The sequence below is a fragment of the Nocardia sp. NPDC057353 genome, from assembly GCF_042667085.1.
In the GTDB taxonomy this organism is placed as follows: domain Bacteria; phylum Actinomycetota; class Actinomycetes; order Mycobacteriales; family Mycobacteriaceae; genus Nocardia.
This window is the reverse complement of sequence record NZ_JBHVAK010000095.1, coordinates 1-15,602: the sequence shown is the minus strand read 5'-3', so window position 1 is coordinate 15,602 and position 15,602 is coordinate 1. Positions and strand designations below refer to the sequence as shown.

Annotated in this window: 14 protein-coding genes; 7 read left to right on the top strand and 7 right to left on the bottom strand. The window is 73.9% G+C overall.

Going from position 1 to position 15,602, the window contains the following annotated elements; all coding sequences use genetic code 11:
* The first annotated feature begins 372 nt into the window (after nt 1–372).
* Together clpX and ACFUUZ_RS30095 are read left to right on the top strand one after the other, a co-directional pair.
* Nucleotides 373–1,653 (top strand): ATP-dependent Clp protease ATP-binding subunit ClpX, encoded by a 1,281-nt coding sequence (gene clpX / locus ACFUUZ_RS30100; protein WP_378702143.1) that lies wholly within the window; start codon nt 373–375, stop codon nt 1,651–1,653.
* Between the two features lie 198 nt (nt 1,654–1,851).
* Nucleotides 1,852–2,277, top strand: a complete 426-nt coding sequence (locus ACFUUZ_RS30095) for an STAS domain-containing protein (protein ID WP_378702141.1) — start codon at nt 1,852–1,854, stop codon at nt 2,275–2,277.
* 24 nt (nt 2,278–2,301) lie between these two features.
* Here ACFUUZ_RS30095 and ACFUUZ_RS30090 read toward each other — a convergent pair whose 3' ends face one another.
* Entirely contained in the window at nt 2,302–2,676 is a 375-nt protein-coding gene (locus ACFUUZ_RS30090; RefSeq protein ID WP_378702139.1) for a nuclear transport factor 2 family protein, read from the bottom strand.
* Nucleotides 2,677–3,003: 327 nt separating this feature from the next.
* Between ACFUUZ_RS30090 and mihF the strand changes: the two genes are divergently transcribed.
* Nucleotides 3,004–3,318, top strand: coding sequence for an integration host factor, actinobacterial type (mihF, locus tag ACFUUZ_RS30085; RefSeq protein ID WP_067654521.1), 315 nt, complete (start codon nt 3,004–3,006; stop codon nt 3,316–3,318).
* Between the two features lie 19 nt (nt 3,319–3,337).
* Nucleotides 3,338–3,748 (top strand): NUDIX domain-containing protein, encoded by a 411-nt coding sequence (locus tag ACFUUZ_RS30080; RefSeq protein ID WP_378702137.1) that lies wholly within the window; start codon nt 3,338–3,340, stop codon nt 3,746–3,748.
* 108 nt (nt 3,749–3,856) lie between these two features.
* Here the strand turns inward: ACFUUZ_RS30080 and fdhD are convergent, their stop codons facing one another.
* The 3 genes from fdhD to ACFUUZ_RS30065 are packed head-to-tail and all read right to left on the bottom strand — an operon-like array spanning nt 3,857 to nt 8,741.
* On the bottom strand, nt 3,857–4,708 hold the full coding sequence (fdhD, locus tag ACFUUZ_RS30075) for a formate dehydrogenase accessory sulfurtransferase FdhD (protein ID WP_378702135.1): 852 nt from the start codon (nt 4,706–4,708) through the stop codon (nt 3,857–3,859).
* Complete coding sequence (locus ACFUUZ_RS30070) at nt 4,705–7,014, bottom strand: FdhF/YdeP family oxidoreductase (RefSeq protein WP_378702133.1); 2,310 nt, start codon at nt 7,012–7,014, stop codon at nt 4,705–4,707. The genes fdhD and ACFUUZ_RS30070 overlap by 4 nt, the downstream gene beginning before the upstream one ends.
* Nucleotides 7,015–7,046: 32 nt before the next feature.
* Entirely contained in the window at nt 7,047–8,741 is a 1,695-nt protein-coding gene (locus ACFUUZ_RS30065) for an FHA domain-containing protein (RefSeq protein ID WP_378702131.1), read from the bottom strand.
* A gap of 164 nt (nt 8,742–8,905) precedes the next feature.
* On the opposite strand from ACFUUZ_RS30065, the gene ACFUUZ_RS30060 reads away from it, so the two are divergent.
* Complete coding sequence (locus ACFUUZ_RS30060; RefSeq protein ID WP_378702129.1) at nt 8,906–9,430, top strand: GNAT family N-acetyltransferase; 525 nt, start codon at nt 8,906–8,908, stop codon at nt 9,428–9,430.
* Between the two features lie 217 nt (nt 9,431–9,647).
* On the opposite strand, the gene ACFUUZ_RS30055 is transcribed toward ACFUUZ_RS30060, so the two are convergent.
* Complete coding sequence (locus ACFUUZ_RS30055; protein ID WP_378702127.1) at nt 9,648–11,138, bottom strand: glycerol-3-phosphate dehydrogenase/oxidase; 1,491 nt, start codon at nt 11,136–11,138, stop codon at nt 9,648–9,650.
* Nucleotides 11,135–11,722 (bottom strand): TetR/AcrR family transcriptional regulator, encoded by a 588-nt coding sequence (locus ACFUUZ_RS30050; RefSeq protein WP_378702125.1) that lies wholly within the window; start codon nt 11,720–11,722, stop codon nt 11,135–11,137. Before ACFUUZ_RS30050 ends, ACFUUZ_RS30055 begins: the two co-directional genes overlap by 4 nt.
* A gap of 48 nt (nt 11,723–11,770) precedes the next feature.
* On the opposite strand from ACFUUZ_RS30050, the gene ACFUUZ_RS30045 reads away from it, so the two are divergent.
* On the top strand, nt 11,771–13,405 hold the full coding sequence (locus tag ACFUUZ_RS30045; protein WP_378702123.1) for an FAD-binding oxidoreductase: 1,635 nt from the start codon (nt 11,771–11,773) through the stop codon (nt 13,403–13,405).
* Complete coding sequence (locus tag ACFUUZ_RS30040; protein WP_378702121.1) at nt 13,402–14,346, top strand: YegS/Rv2252/BmrU family lipid kinase; 945 nt, start codon at nt 13,402–13,404, stop codon at nt 14,344–14,346. The genes ACFUUZ_RS30045 and ACFUUZ_RS30040 overlap by 4 nt, the downstream gene beginning before the upstream one ends.
* Before the next feature lie 226 nt (nt 14,347–14,572).
* On the opposite strand, the gene ACFUUZ_RS30035 is transcribed toward ACFUUZ_RS30040, so the two are convergent.
* Nucleotides 14,573–15,217: an AAA family ATPase gene (locus ACFUUZ_RS30035; RefSeq protein ID WP_378702119.1), complete on the bottom strand. Its 645-nt coding sequence runs from the start codon at nt 15,215–15,217 to the stop codon at nt 14,573–14,575.
* Nucleotides 15,218–15,602 lie beyond the last annotated feature (385 nt).

The window sequence follows — 15,602 nt, the reverse complement described above, 5'->3', positions numbered from 1 at the left end:
CGACCCGTCGTTCCTCTACCGGTCCCGGTGCGCCCTGATGGGCCGCCCCGGCCACCGGCGACCCGCGGTGCGATCGCACACACGCCGGGCGAGAAACATGCCCGAGTTGTCGACCTGCGTCGCAGACATTGGGTACGGTCGACACAGGGACCTCGGCTCCCGGTTGACAGCCTGGCTGTCGACATCGCCGCCCCGCCCGCCACACCGGTGGATCGACCGTCGTGACGACGAGTGTTCGCCTCGGCACCGAGCGTGCCGTCCCGGCGGTGGGGCCGCAGCGCGGGTGGTTGTCGCCGCGGTGCGGGCGAACGGCGGACAGCTGGCAGCCGGGAACAACGGTTGCACGCGGACAAGGAAGTAGGGACCCACGAGATGGCGCGCATCGGTGATGGCGGCGATCTGCTCAAGTGCTCGTTCTGCGGAAAGAGCCAGAAGCAGGTCAAGAAGCTCATTGCGGGACCAGGGGTGTACATCTGCGACGAGTGCATCGATCTCTGCAACGAGATCATCGAGGAGGAGCTCGCCGAGTCGAGCGAGGTCAAGCTGGACGAGCTGCCCAAGCCGCAGGAGATCCGGGACTTCCTGGAGAACTACGTCATCGGGCAGGACACCGCGAAGCGCACCCTCGCCGTCGCCGTGTACAACCACTACAAGCGGATCCAGGCCGGGGACAAGAGCCGGGACAGCCGGGGTGAGACGGTCGAGCTGGCCAAGTCGAACATTCTGATGCTCGGCCCCACCGGCTGCGGCAAGACCTACCTGGCGCAGACGCTGGCCAAGATGCTCAACGTCCCCTTCGCGATCGCGGACGCCACCGCGCTGACCGAGGCAGGCTACGTCGGCGAGGACGTCGAGAACATCCTGCTCAAGCTGATCCAGGCCGCCGACTACGACGTGAAGCGCGCCGAGACCGGCATCATCTACATCGACGAGGTCGACAAGATCGCCCGCAAGAGCGAGAACCCGTCGATCACCCGCGACGTCTCCGGCGAGGGCGTGCAGCAGGCGCTGCTGAAGATCCTGGAGGGCACCCAGGCGAGCGTGCCGCCGCAGGGCGGGCGCAAGCACCCGCACCAGGAGTTCATCCAGATCGACACCACCAACGTGCTGTTCATCGTGGCGGGGGCCTTCGCCGGGCTGGAGAAGATCATCTCCGACCGCACCGGGCACCGCGGCATCGGCTTCGGCTCCGAGGTGCGCTCCAAGGCCGAGATCGACACCGCCGACCACTTCGGCGAGGTCATGCCGGAGGACCTGATCAAGTTCGGGCTCATCCCGGAGTTCATCGGCAGGCTCCCGGTCGTCGCCTCGGTGACCAACCTGGACAAGGAATCGCTGGTCAAGATCCTCTCCGAGCCGAAGAACGCGCTGGTCAAGCAGTACGTTCGGCTCTTCGAGATGGACGGCGTCGATCTGGAGTTCACCGACGACGCGCTGGAGGCGGTGGCCGACCAGGCCATTCTGCGCGGCACCGGCGCCCGCGGCCTGCGGGCGATCATGGAGGAGGTCCTCCAGCCCGCGATGTACGACATCCCCAGCCGCGACGATGTCGCCAAGGTGGTCGTCACCGCGGACACGGTGAACGACAACGTGCTGCCGACCATCGTGCCGCGCAAGCAGCAGCGCGCGGAGCGCCGCGACAAGTCCGCGTAGCTCCCCGATCCCCGGGCGAGGTGCTCGCCCGGGGAATGGCGGGAAATTTCCGGTGTAGTGAGGAGTCACAACGGGTACTCCGTTGTGAAGGTTGAGTTCCGACAGCCCAGTTCCGAGGCAGCCTCTCCGAGGCGCGATCCGCGGGGCGCTCCACCCCGCCGGCCCCGGTCGACGCGAACGCACAGGACCGAGGTCCTCATGATCGTTCTCGCCCCACCCCGTCAATCCGCCGTCCCGCCCGCCCCGGCCGCCAAGCGCCGCAGCGCCGCCGATCGGCTGCGCATCGCCGTCACCCACCCCGCCGCGACCCTGACGCTCTGCGCCGTCGCCGGCGACGTGGACGGCTACACCGTCGAGATCTTCGCCCGCAGGTTGGGCGCCGCGCTGGACGGCGCGGCGCCACTGGTCGCGGTGGACCTCTCCAAGGTCACCTTCTTCGGCAGCGCGGGGTTGCGCGCGCTGCTCGACATCCGCGCCGAACTCGCGGCTTCCGGGCGCGCGCTCTGCGTAGTGGCCTGCGCGCCCTGCGTCGAGCGGCTGCTCGCGGTCGCCGCGGTGGAGCCGCCGGTGCGCACCGTCCCCGACCTGGCGGCGGCAGCGGCACTGGCGGGGCGGGCAGGCTGACGCAGGCCGCGCCGCGGACCCGCCCTACCCCTCGACCTGCATGTCGTCCTGGCCCCAGTAGGCCCGCATGTGCGTGATCCGGCCCTCGGCGTCGAACTCCATGACGTCGATGGGCGAGACCACGAAGCTCTGGTCGCCGAACTTGGTGGTCAGCGTGAACTGGAAGGCGGCGTGGCCCTCGACCGCGCGCACGGTGCCCTCGGCCAGCTCGGTCGAGCGCTCCAGGCCGGTGATGACGTCGTAGAACGCGGCGATCTCGGCGTGGCCCTTCTTCGGGTCGGTGCCGACCGGGTCCTCGATCACGGCGTCCTCGGCGTAGAGCGCGAGGATCTCCGCGGTCGAACCGGAGCCGACCAGTTCGACGTACCGGTGCACCACGTCGCGGATCTGCTGTGCCATGCCAACCTCTGTTCCGAGCGAAAAGTGAAACGTGTTCTAGTTCGCAGGGTAGCAGGGTGTGCGGCGGGTTCGGCCGGAACCGAACGGGAAGCGTCGTCGATTCCCTCGGGTTCGCCGTTGAGCCCGGTGTTCCGTGTCCTACCCGAAATGTCGGGAAGCCGGGGGAGTGCGTTACCCCACATCTGTGCAGACGGGCTATGACGGCGGGATTCATCGCGTTCGGGCGGCGTTTTTCCGGTGTGTCGGGCGTTCCGGGCCGATCCGGTGCTGTCTAATCGGTCCCGGTTGATTCAGATGTTCGATGTGACGAGTGAAAGCGGAGGAGAAATGGCACTGCCAACGATGACCGCCGAACAACGCTCGGAAGCGCTGGCCAAGGCGGCGGCGGTTCGGAAGGCACGCTCGGAGCTGATCGGCAAGGTGAAGTCCGGCAAGGTGAGCGTCGCCGACCTCCTGAAGAAGGCGGACTCGGACGAGCTGGTGAAGAAGACGAAGGTCGCCGCCGTGATCAAGGCGCTGCCCGGGGTCGGGCCGGTCAAGGCCGCCAAGCTGCTCGACCAGGCCGACATTCCCGAGGACCGCCGGATCGGCGGGCTCGGTGCGCGGCAGCGGGCCGCGCTGCTCGACGCGCTCGCGCCCTGACGCACTACATTTCCGAGGTATGACCGGGGAATCGACGCTCACCTCCGTGGCCTGGCTGTGCCTGCGGGAGCACAGGCTGCTGGCCGTCCGGACCGAGGGCAGGGATGCCTTCTACCTGCCGGGCGGCAAGCCGGAGCCGGGGGAGACCCTGGCGGGCGCGCTGCTCCGTGAAGTGCGCGAGGAGGTCGGCGTCGACCTGGAACCGGAGGGGATCACGCCCGTGGTGACGATCACCGCGCCCGCCCACGGGCTTCCCAGGACCCTGGTCGAGATGCACTGTTTCACCGCGCCGGGGCACGGGGTTCCCGCCCCGGCGGCGGAGATCGCGGAGCTGGCATGGTTCGGGCCGGAGGACGCGCACCGTTGCGCCCCGGCCGTGGTCCAGGCGCTGGAACACATCACGGCGCGGGGCGCCTGGTCCGGGTTCTGAGGGCGGGGCGCGCGGGGCCGCGGGGCGCGCAGCGCCGACAAGGCGCGGCCGCAGCGGAGCGAGGCGCAGGCGCATCGCGGACTCGGCCGGGCGAGGCGAAGCGTGGACTCAGCCGGGCGTCGGCTCCGGTTCCAGCTGGTGGGTGGCGGCGGTGCGGATGCGCTGTTCGCCTGCGTAGATGTTCATGGTGTCGCCGCGCAGGAAGCCGACCAGGGTGAGGCCGGACTCCACGGCCAGGTCCACCGCGAGCGAGCTGGGGGCGGAGACCGCGGCCAGCAGCGGGATCCCGGCGAGCACCGCCTTCTGCGCCAGTTCGAAGGAGGCGCGGCCGCTCACCACGAGCAGCAGGTCGTGCAGCGGCACCCGGCGCTCGCGCAGCGCCCAGCCGACCACCTTGTCCACCGCGTTGTGCCTGCCGATGTCCTCGCGCACGCAGACCACCTCGCCGGCGGGGGTGAAGAGCCCGGCGGCGTGCAGCCCGCCGGTGGCGTCGAAGACCGCCTGCTCGGCGCGGAGCGCCTCCGGCAGCCCGGCCAGCACCTCCGGCGCGACCGCGGGCCCCGCCCCGGTCAACGGGTGCGCGGTGCTGGTGTGCACCTGGTCCAGCGCGGTGCGCCCGCAGAGCCCGCAGGCCCCGGTGGTGAGCACCTTGCGCGCGGGGATCGCCGCCGCGTGCCGCAGCTGCACGTCGAGCACGTTGTAGGTGTTGCGGCCCTGGTCGTCGGTGCCCGCGCAGTACCGCGCGCTCACCACGTCGTCGGCGTCCGCGATGACGCCCTCGGCCAGCAGGAAGCCGTGCACCAGGTCGATATCGCTGCCCGGGGTGCGCATGGTGACGGTGAGCGACTGCCCGTTCACCCGGATCTCCAGCGGCTCCTCGACCGCGAGCGAATCCGGCCGGGTGATCTGCCCCGCCGGGGTGATGCGGCGCATCCGGCGGCGCGCGGTCACCCGGCTCACGACGGGGCGCCCGCGTGCACGTGCGGCTCGATCCGGATCACGACCGCCTTGGAGACCGGGGTGTTGGAGCCCGCCGCCACGTGGTCGAGCGGCACCAGCGGGTTGGTCTCCGGGTAGTAGGCGGCGGCATTGCCGCGCGGCGTCGGGTACGGCACCACCCGGAAGGCCACCACCCGCCGCTCGACGCCGTCGGTGAACTCGGAGACCAGGTCGACCAGCTGCTCGGCCTCGAGGCCGAGCTCGGCGATGTCGTCCGGGTGCACCAGCACCACCCGGCGCGCGTTGCGCACCCCGCGGTAGCGGTCGTCCAGGCCGTAGATGGTGGTGTTGTACTGGTCGTGGCTGCGCAGCGTCTGCAGGATCAGCCGCCCCGCGGGTACCGGGAGCCAGGTCAGCTCGTTCACCCCGAAGTTGGCCCTGCCGGTGTCGGTGCGGAACTCGCGCGCGTCCCGCGGCGGGTGCGGCAGCTGGAACCCGTTGCGCGAGCGCACCTTCGCGTTGTAGTCGGCGCAGCCGGGGACGACCCGGGAGATGGCGTCCCGGATCCGGTCGTAGTCGCGCCGGAACTCGTCCCACGGCACCGGGTGCTCCGGGCCGAAGAGCTCCGCCGCCAGCTCGCAGACGATCGCGACCTCGCTGCGCAGCTCGGCGCTCACCGGCTCCAGCCGCCCGGTGCTCAGGTGCACCATCGACATGGAGTCCTCCACCGACACCTGCTGCCGCTCGCCGCCCTGCACGTCCGAGTCGGTGCGGCCGAGGGTGGGCAGGATGAGCGCGGTGCGGCCGTGCACCACGTGGCTGCGGTTCAGCTTGGTGGAGACCTGCACGGTCAGCGCGCACGAGCGCAGCGCGGCCTCGGTGACCTCGGTGTCCGGGGTGGCGGAGGCGAAGTTGCCGCCCATCGCCATGAAGAACTTCGCCGTCCCGTCGCGCATGGCGCGGATGGCGTCCACGGTGTCGAAGCCGTGCGCGCGCGGGCTGGTGATGCCGAGCTCGCGGTCCAGCGCGGCCAGGAAGGGCTCCGGCATCTTCTCCCAGATGCCCATGGTGCGGTCGCCCTGCACATTGGAGTGGCCGCGCACCGGGCACACCCCGGCGCCCGGCTTGCCGATCATGCCGCGCAGCAGCAGCAGGTTGGTGGCCTCCTCGATGGTGGCGACGCCGTGCGCCTGCTGGGTGAGCCCCATGGCCCAGCAGATGATGGTGCCGCGCGAGGTGGCCAGCAGGTGCGCGGTGCGCTCCAGCTGCGCCCTGGTCAGCCCGGTGGCCTGCGCGACCAGGTCCAGGTCGACCGCGCGGGCGTGTTGCTCGTACTCGGCGAAGCCCGCGGTGTGCCGCTCGATGAACGCGCGGTCGAGCACGGTGCCCGGCGCGCGGTCCTCGGCCTCGAAGAGCAGCCGGGCCAGGCCGCGGAAGAGCGCCATGTCGCCGCCGAGCCGGATCTGCAGGAAGTCGTCGGCGATCTCGACGCCGGTGGTGAGGCCGCGCGGGGTCTGCGGGTCGCGGAAGGCGAGCAGCCCGGCCTCGGGCAGCGGGTTCACCGCGACCACCGTCGCGCCCGCCTGCTTGGCCTCGCTCAGCGCGCTCAGCATGCGCGGGTGGTTGGTGCCGGGGTTCTGCCCGGCCACGATGATGAGGTCGGCCTTCGGGAAGTCGTCGATCGAGACCGAGCCCTTGCCGATGCCGATCGAGCGGGAGAGCGCGGTGCCGGAGGACTCGTGGCACATATTGCTGCAGTCCGGCAGGTTGTTGGTGCCGTACGCGCGGACCAGGGCCTGGTAGAGGAAGGCGGTCTCGTTGGCGGTGCGGCCGGAGGTGTAGAAGACGGCCTCGTCCGGGGAGTCGAGGCCGCGCAGTTCGTCGGCGATCAGGCGGTAGGCCTCGTCCCAGGCGATCGGGCGGTAGTGGGTGTCGCCGTCACGGAGCACCATCGGGTGCGTGATCCGGCCCTGCTGACCGAGCCAGTAGCCGGTCTTGGACGCCAGCTCCGCGACCGCGTGCTCGGCGAAGAACGCCGGGCCGACGGTGCGCAGCGTGGCCTCCTCGGCCACCGCCTTGGCGCCGTTCTCGCAGAACTCGGCGGGGCGGCGGTGGCCGGAGGGCTCGGGCCAGGCGCAGCCGGGGCAGTCGAAGCCGTGCACCTGGTTCAGCCTGGTCAGGGTGCGGGCGGTGCGGACGACGCCCATCTCCTCGACCGAGCGCTTCAGCGCCACCGCCACCGCCGTGACCCCCGCGGCCTGCTGCTTCGGCGCGCTGACCGCGAGCGCGGCTTCGTCGATGTCGGTGCGGGGGCTGTTGCGATGCATACCCGACATTGTCCGCCAAATCGTGGGATGTGTCAGTGCGGTTGCTCGGCGAGGTAGGTGAGGACCCGGTCACTGATCCGCACCCGCGCCCCCGGCGGGAGCTCGGTGCGGTCGGTGCCGATGCGCGCCCACTCGTCGGTGCCGGGCGCCGCCACGAAGGTGCCCGCGCCGGTCCCGGCGTCGCGGACGAAGACGGAGCCGTTGTCGATGTCGACGTAGGCGTGCACCCGGGAGACGTGCCGGTCGCGCGGGAGCACCAGCGGCGCGGCGACGGCGGCCTTGACGGTGGCGTCGGTCTGCGGGCCGCGGCCGATGACGTACGGGCGGTCGAGCGGGTAGGCGGTGCCGTCCAGGACCAGGGCGCCGAGCGCGCCGCTCTCCGGGTCGGTCACCATCGGCATCATCCTGGTTCCGCTGCCCGGCGCCTTGCGCAGCGCCACCCGGCCCTGCGCGTCCCGGCCGGGCGCCTCGCCCGCGCGCGGCGGGAACATGCGGCTCGAGGGTGGGGCGCTCGCGGTGCGCGGGGCGAAGGTGTGCGGGCCGTCCGGGACCTGGGACCAGGCGAGGGGGCGCGGCGGGTCGGGCCGGGGCGGGGCCTTGGCGGTGGGGTCGGAGTCGGGGTTGCCGGGGAACGCGGGGTTGTGGCCGGTCCCTGCGGGGGCGTAGCCGGTCCCGGCAGGAGAGCCCGCCGGGGTGTGGCCGGTCGCCGCGGGTGCGGCCGGGGTGTGGCCGGTTGCAGAGGGTCCGGCTGGAGCGTGGCCGGTTGCTGCGGTGCCCGCCGGGGCGTGGCCGGTTGCGGAAGAGGTGCCGGCCGGCGAGTGGCCCGTCGCGTTCGGGGAGCCGGCAGCGGCGTACGCGGTTCCGGCCGGAGTGTGGCCGGTGGCTGCGGACGTGCTCGCCGGGGAGTAACCGGTCGCGGTGGGGGTTGCCGCCGGGGAGTGGCCGGTCGACTGGGCGACGGCGTGGCCGGTCGCCGGGCGGGTGCCTATCGCTTTCGCCTGCCTGCCCCTGCCGGTGCGGACGGTGGGCGCGGGTTCGGCGGTGCCGGGCAGGGCGGCTTCGCCCGCGGTGGCGGGACCGGCCGGGACGGCGGGTTCGGCGCCGGTCGGCTCGGGGCCGGCGGTGAAGCCGGAGGCCTGGGTCGGCGGCGGCTCGCCGGCCGCCGAGTCCCGGCGCGGGTCGCCGGCGGGGCGCGGCTCGCCCGCCACGCTCTTCGCAGGCCGCCGGGCGGCGGATTTCCGTCCACCCACCTTGCGCAGCGCGGCGCGCAGCACGAAACCGCCGCCGGGAACCACCCCTTCGCGCAGGTCGCTGTGCGCCGCCACGGTGAGCGGGAAATCGGCGTCCGGCCCCACCGAGACGGTGCGCACCGGTTCGCGGACGATCTCGTCGACCCAGGTGAACGCGCGTTCGCCGGAGAGCGTGCGCAGCCCCTCGGCCCCGTGCAGCTGCGCGCTCACCGGCCCGCGGAGCAGCAGCAGGGTGCCGTCGGGGGTGGGCGCGACCACGCCGAACGGCGGCGGCTCCGCATCCACGGCGAAGACGACGGCGGCGAGCCGCTGCGCGATGGCGGGGCCAGGCCGCTCGCCGTCCGCGGCGGCCTCGACCGCGCCGAGAATCCGCTCGGTGGCGGGGTTCGCGCTCGCGAGAAAGACCACGACGCCGCCGAATCGGGCGACGATCCCGGCGCCGGGCACGATCCCGACGGTGGACGATTCACTGCGCATTCGCGCCCTCCTTCCCGGCGCCGCCCCCGGACATCCCCAGCCAGCATAGAGCCGGCCGCGCGGCCCCGGGACCGGTCGGCCGGTGGCGATCGGCACCGCAGCGCTGTCCGCCTCGGGCGGAAAAGGGCAGCGCGGCACCCGGCCACGCGGCTAGGGTGCGTCGGGTGATCCGCCCCGCCGTGCCCGCCGACCTGCCGATCCTGCAGCAGTTGGAGCAGGTGGCGGGGGCGCCCTTCGCGACACTCGGGATGCACGCGGTCGCCGAGGACGACCCGCCCGCCCCCGAGGTGCTCGGCGAGTACATCCGCGCCGAGCGGGCCTGGGTCTGGGTGGAGCAGGGGCGCCCCGCGGGCTACCTGGTGCTTGACCTGGTGGACGGCGCCGCGCACGTGGACCAGGTCTCGGTCGATCCGGCGCTGCGCGGCAGGCGGATCGGCCGCAGGCTGCTCGATCACGCCGCCGCCTGGGCGCGGGCACGCGGGCTCACCGCGCTCACCCTGACCACCTTCGTCGAGGTGCCCTGGAACGGGCCGTACTACCGGCGGCTCGGATTCACCTTTCTCGCCCCGGAGGAGGAGACGCCGGGGTTGCGCGCACTGCGCGCCGCCGAGGCAGCGCACGGACTGGACCGCTGGCCCCGAGCCTGCATGCGAGCCGAACTCGCCGACTGGCGCGCCCTTCCCGACTGAGCGGGCCGACCAGCGCGCGGCGCGGCCCTGCCCCGCTGAGCGGGCCGACCAGCGCGTGGCGCATTGCGAAGTTGCGCGGGCTGACCTGCGCGTGGCGCGACCCGCCGAGTTGCGCGGGCCGTGAGTTGCGCGGGCCGACCTGCGCGTAGCGCGACCCTGCCCGGCTGATAGGCCGGGGGAGCCGGGAGGTCCGCAGGCGGTCCGGCTGCGGACCGAACTAGCCGAAGGCTGCTTCGGCGGCGGGCAGTGCGGCTTCGCGGTCCGCGGCGACGAGGCCGATCCGGCTGCGCCGGTCGAGCAGGTCGGCGGGGGTGAGCGCGCCCTCGTGGCTGATCCCGAAGGCGAATTCGGCGTGCGTGACGTCGATCCCGGGCGCGACCGGCGCGGCGTCGGCGATGAGCGGCGCCTCGGCGCCGTACCGCTCCAGCAGCCGCTGCGGCGCGGCGAGCCGGTCCCGCGCGGCGCCGGAGACCGCGCCGACCAGCGGGAGGTCGCGGGTGCGGCAGGGCCCGGCGGCGAGCCCGGCGGTGCGGACCGCGGTGTCGACGGCGTCCTCCGCCATCCGGCGGTAGGTGGTGAGCTTGCCCCCGACCACCGTCACCATCCCCGCGGGCGAGACCAGCACCGCGTGCTTGCGCGAGAGGTCGGCGGTGGCGCCGCCCTCGGTGCGCAGCAGCGGGCGCAGCCCGGCGAAGCTGCCCCGGATGTCGCCGCGCCCCAGCGGCTCCCGCAGCACCGTGTTCACCACGTCGAGCAGGAAATCGACCTCGCCATCGGTCGGCTCGGGCACGTCCGGCACCGGCCCCGGCGCGTCTTCGTCGGTGAGGCCCAGGTAGACCCGGCCGTGCGGGGCGGGCAGCGCGAAGACGAAGCGCCCGACGCTGCCCGGCACCGGCACGGTGAGCGCGGCGCTCAACCCGCCGAACGCCTCGGCGTCGAAGACCAGGTGCGTGCCGCGGCTCGGCCGCAGCGCGATGCTCGGGTCGACGGTGTCCGCCCACACCCCGGCGGCGTTCACCACCACCCGCGGCCGCAGCTCCAGCGTCTCGCCGGAGAAGGTGTCGCGCAGCACCGCGCCGCCGCGCTCCGCCGCGACCCCGGTGAGCACCACCGCCCCGTGCGCCGCCGCGGTGCGCGCCAACCCGACCACCAGCCTGGCGTCGTCGACCAGCTGCCCGTCCCAGGCCTGCAGCCCGCCGCGCAGCCCGGCGCGGCGCACCGTCGGCGCCAGCCGCAGCGTCTCGGCGGCGGCGATCCGGCGCGAGCGGGGCAGCGTCCCCGCCGCGGTCCCCGCGCTGCGGCGCAGCACGTCACCGGCGGCGAACCCGGACCGGATCAGCGCGCGCTGCGCCCCGCCGATCCCCGGCAGCAGCGGCACCACCTGCGGCAGCGCCCGGACCAGGTGCGGAGCCGTTCGCCGCAGCAGGATCCCGCGCTCGACCGCGCTCTCGTGCGCGATCCCGACCTGCCCGGAGGCCAGGTAGCGCAGCCCCCCGTGCACCAGCTTCGAGCTCCACCGGCTGGTGCCGAAGGCCAGGTCGGCGCGCTCGGCCAGCACCGTGCGCAGCCCGCGGCTCGCGGCGTCCAGCGCTACCCCCGCGCCGGTCACCCCGCCGCCGATCACCAGCACGTCGACCGCGGGGTCGGCGCCGAGCGCTTCGAGCTCGCGGGCGCGGCGCGCGGCGTTCAGGGCGGAATCGCCGGTCATGGGGTGTCCTCTCGGTCGGGCCGCAGGTAGCCGTCGACGGCGCGGGTGAGCTCGGCGTCCAGCGCGGGGCCGTCCAGCAGCTCGGCGACGGTGCCCGCCGACTGCACCGCGGACTGCACCATGAGCAGCAGCATGGTCGCCATCCGCTCCGGCTCGCCCGCGCGGATGGAGCCGTCCCGCGCGCCGTCCGCGATGGCGGCGGCGAAGAGCTCGATCAGGGCGCGCTGGTTGCGGCCGAGCCTGCCGAAGACGTAGGTCAGCATGAGGTCGGTGTCGGTCCGGAAGATCTTGCTGAACAGCGTGTTCTCCCGGACCAGCCGCGCGCCCCCGACCACACCGCCCACCAGCCGAGCCCGCGCGTCACCCACGGTCGGCATGCTCGCCGCCACGATGTCGCGCAGCTCGCGCACCAGCAGCTCGGCGATCAGCGAGCCGGTGTCCGGCCAGCGCCGGTACACCGTCGGCCTGCTGACGCCCGCCCGGCGCGCCACCTCGGTGAGCGTGGTGCGCCGCACCCCGAACTCCGCCACGCAGGCACGCGCGGCGCGAAAGATCGCGTGGTCGACGGTCTCGGGCTCCGGCACATTTCCCCTTGGGCTTACTGCTTGACAGATCGTGTCACACTGTAACGCATGGTGGAGACGAGGAACCCCGCGGCCGAGACCGACCGAGCGGCGTCCGCACCGGGTATGGTGTGGGACGCCTGGGGGGTACCCGCCGGGCACAAACCGCTTCCGGAGCAGGTCCGATCCCTGGTCACCCAGGTTTTCGGCGTTTCGGGGGAGCCGGTGGCGCGTCGCGATGAGGGCGGCGTGCCACTGCCGGAGCCCGCGCTGCCCGCCGCGCTGCTGGCCGGGCTCGGCGCCGTCGTCGGCGCCGACCACGTCTCCACCGGGCACCGCGACCGGCTGCGCCACGCGGGCGGCAAGAGCACCCCGGACCTGCTGCGCCGCCGCGCGCAGGGCACCCAGGAGGCGCCGGACGCGGTGGTCTTCCCCGGCACCCACGACGAGGTGCTCGCGGTCCTCGCCTTCTGCGCCGATCTCAAGATCGCCGTCGTCCCGTTCGGCGGCGGCACCAGCGTGGTCGGTGGGGTGCAGCCGCTGCGCGGCGGCTGCGCGGCGGTCATCGCGCTCGACCTGCGCAGGCTGGACCGGCTGACCGAGGTCGACCCGGTCGCGGGCACCGCGACGCTCGGCGCCGGGCTGACCGGCCCGCGGGCCGAGGCGCTGCTCGCCGAGCACGGCCTCTCGCTCGGCCACTACCCGCAGAGCTTCGAGTTCGCCAGCATCGGCGGGTTCGCCGCCACCCGCTCGTCCGGGCAGGCCTCGGCCGGGTACGGCCGTTTCGACGACATGGTGGAGCGGCTCACCGTCGCCACCCCGGCGGGCACGCTGGCGCTGGGCCGGGCCCCGGCCTCGGCCGCCGGGCCGGACCTGCGCGCGCTCTTCCTCGGCTCCGAGGGCACGCTCGGCGTGATCACCGCGGTCACGCTGCGGGTGCACCCGGTCCCCGCGGCGGCGGAGTACCAGGCCTGGTCCTTCCCGGACTTCGAGACCGGCGCCGCCGCCCTGCGCTCGGTGGTGCAGGCGGGGGCGGCGCCGACCGTGCTCCGGCTCTCCGACGAGGCCGAGACCGGGGTGAACCTGGCCCGCTCCGGCGATATCGGCGGCACCGCGGTCACCGGCTGCCTCGCGGTGACCACCGTCGAGGGCAGCGCGGCGCACGTCGCCGCCCGCTCCGCCGAGGCGAACGCCCTGCTCGCCGCCGCGGGCGGCACCGCGCTCGGACCGCAGCCCGCGCGCGACTGGGAGCACGGCCGGTTCGGCGCGCCGTACCTGCGCGACGCCCTGCTCGACATCGGGGTGCTCTGCGAGACCCTGGAGACCGCGACCATCTGGTCGAACCTGGGCACGCTGAAGGGCGCCGTCACCGCCGCGCTCACCGCGGCGCTGCACGGTCAGGCCACGCCGCCGCTGGTCATGTGCCACGTCTCGCACACCTACCCGACCGGCGCCTCGCTCTACTTCACCGTGGTCGCCAAGCAGCTCGACGACCCCGTCGAGCAGTGGGCGATCGCGAAGACCGCCGCGGGCGACGCCATCACCGCGCACGGCGGCACCATCACCCACCACCACGCCGTCGGCACCGACCACCGGGCCTGGATGCCCGCGGAGATCGGCGACCTCGGGGTGCGGGTGCTGCGCGCGGTCAAGCGGGAGCTCGACCCGGCGGGCATCCTGAATCCCGGAAAGCTGCTGCCGTGATCCGCCGGGTTACCGTGGTGACCAACCCGCACTCCGGGGTCGGGCGCGGGCACGGCGTCGCGGGTGCCACGCTGGCCGCGCTCACCGCCTGCGGCACCGAGATCACCGAGGTGCGGGCGGCGACCGCAGCGGAATCGGTGCGGCTGGTGACGGATTCGATCGCGGACCCGGCGCTGCGGCCGGACGCGGTGGTCTGCGTGGGCGGCGACGGGCTGGTGAACGTGGTGCTGCCCGCGCTGGCGAACTCCGGGGTCGCGCTCGGGCTGGTGCCCGCGGGGACCGGCAACGACCTGGCCCGGGAACTCGGCATCCCGGTGGACGACCCGGCGGCCGCGGTGGAGGTGCTGCTCGCCGGGCACACCCGCACCCTGGATCTGGGGTTGATCGAGCGGGCCGCGGGGGAGCAGTGGTTCGTGACCGTCGCCGGGACCGGCTTCGACGCGCGGGTGACGTTGCGCGCCAATGCCATGCGCAGGCCGCGCGGTTCGCTGCGCTACACCGTGGCGGCGCTGGCCGAGCTCGGCAGCGGGCTCGGCGTTCCCTACCGGCTGGAGCTGGCCGGGCTCGCTCCCGGCGCGCTGGACAACCCGGCCACCGCGGACGGCTCCGCGGTCCTGGAGACCGAGGCCGTAATGGTGGCGATCGGCAATACCCGCACCTACGGCGGCGGCATGCTCATCTGCCCCGACGCCGAGCCGGACGACGGGCTGCTCGACCTCACCGTGGTCGGGGCGGTCTCCCGGCTGGAGATGCTCCGCCTGCTCCCCGCGCTCTCCGCCGGGAAGCGGATCGACCACCCGGCCGGCACCCAGCTGCGCGCCGCCGCCGTCACGCTCACCGCCCCCGGCGCCCCCGCCACCGCCGACGGCGAACCGGCGGGCGAGCTGCCCATCACCGTCCGCGCCGTCCCGGCCGCGCTGCGCGTCCTCGTGCCGAGCTGACCGGGCGAACCGCCCATCACGGTCCGCGCTGTCCCGGCCGCGCTGCGCGTCCTCGTGCCGAGTTGACCGGGCGAACCGCCCGGACGCCGTGCGGCGCCGTCCTCGGGCGAACCGGAGATCTAGTTGCCCAGCACCGTGCCTGCCGCACCGTGCCGAAGCGGCGGGCGAGCCGGGCCCGATCATCCCGCGGCTGCGCCGAGCGCGCGCCGCGAACCGATGTGCGGACTCAGTCCTCGAAGACGATGCGCTGCAGGCGATTCAGCCCGGCACGGTCGGTGAGGACGGCGGAGGTCGTGCGGCCGGGCGCCGCGGTGTCGCGGACCGCGTCGGCGACCAGCCCGCGCCAGCGTCTGCAGTGCAGCGCGAAGGTGACCGGGTTGATCCGGCGCCCGCGCGCCCGCTGCCCGGCCCGCGCCACCTCGGGCGCCACGTCGAGCATGACGACGTGCAGCTCGCGCCCGGCCGCCGCGGTCCAGCGGGCGATCATCCGCCTGCTCCAGCGGTAGGTCCCGCAGTCGTGGATCACCACCGGGCCCGCCCCGCGCAGCGCCGCCCGCACCGCGGTGTAGTGCGCGGCGTGCATCACCGGCCGCCACAGTGGGTAAGGCAGCCAGGCCAGCCTGCGCCGCAGCCGCACCCGGGACTGGTGCGAGTCGACCACCAGGGCGCCCTGCGCGGCGCGGGCCGGGGCGTCGGCGTCCGGCGGGGTGCCGAAGAAGGTGTGCAGCGCGGTGCTCTTGCCCGCGCCCGGAATCCCCGCGATGACCAGCGCCGCGCGCGCCGGGTAGCGCAATTCGCCCACCCCGGCGCAGGTTTCGCCGTCGCCGCGCAGATCGTGCAGCGTGTGCGGCGCGAGCGCGAAAGCCCGCACAACGGGCAAATCGGGCTCGGGCGATGAGACCGGTGCAATCTCCAGCGGGGGGTTCACCCCTTCCAGGCTCCCTATCGAAAGCCGCTTCGGCAACCGGGAAAACCCTGGGATCACGCGGATTTCGGCGCGCCGCCGCCTGAAACGCGGGAAAATCCGGGAATCGAGGCCCCGCGAGACCGGAGCCTCCGGCCGGGAGCCGACCGAATCCGCCGGCCTGGAAAACGGACGTATCGGATACCGGCCCCGCGGTTTCCTCGCGGAGCGGAGAATTCGCAGCTCGGCGCCGGATATTTCAAGCTGAGAATCCCCTGTGGATACTCGGTCCGGCGGGTGATGGCCGGTAAGCTCGCAGGTGTCGGCGGGGCGTCCGGTGTCCCTCATCCAC

Excerpts from the sequence above, each read along its gene's own strand:
- ACFUUZ_RS30045 (WP_378702123.1), top strand. The coding sequence starts at position 11,771 with ATGGTGGAGACGAGGAACCCCGCGGCCGAGACCGACCGAGCGGCGTCC.
- ACFUUZ_RS30070 (WP_378702133.1), bottom strand. The coding sequence starts at position 7,014 with ATGCATCGCAACAGCCCCCGCACCGACATCGACGAAGCCGCGCTCGCG.
- ACFUUZ_RS30080 (WP_378702137.1), top strand. The coding sequence starts at position 3,338 with ATGACCGGGGAATCGACGCTCACCTCCGTGGCCTGGCTGTGCCTGCGG.
- mihF (WP_067654521.1), top strand. The coding sequence starts at position 3,004 with ATGGCACTGCCAACGATGACCGCCGAACAACGCTCGGAAGCGCTGGCC.
- clpX (WP_378702143.1), top strand. The coding sequence starts at position 373 with ATGGCGCGCATCGGTGATGGCGGCGATCTGCTCAAGTGCTCGTTCTGC.
- ACFUUZ_RS30055 (WP_378702127.1), bottom strand. The coding sequence starts at position 11,138 with ATGACCGGCGATTCCGCCCTGAACGCCGCGCGCCGCGCCCGCGAGCTC.
- ACFUUZ_RS30095 (WP_378702141.1), top strand. The coding sequence starts at position 1,852 with ATGATCGTTCTCGCCCCACCCCGTCAATCCGCCGTCCCGCCCGCCCCG.
- ACFUUZ_RS30065 (WP_378702131.1), bottom strand. The coding sequence starts at position 8,741 with ATGCGCAGTGAATCGTCCACCGTCGGGATCGTGCCCGGCGCCGGGATC.
- ACFUUZ_RS30090 (WP_378702139.1), bottom strand. The coding sequence starts at position 2,676 with ATGGCACAGCAGATCCGCGACGTGGTGCACCGGTACGTCGAACTGGTC.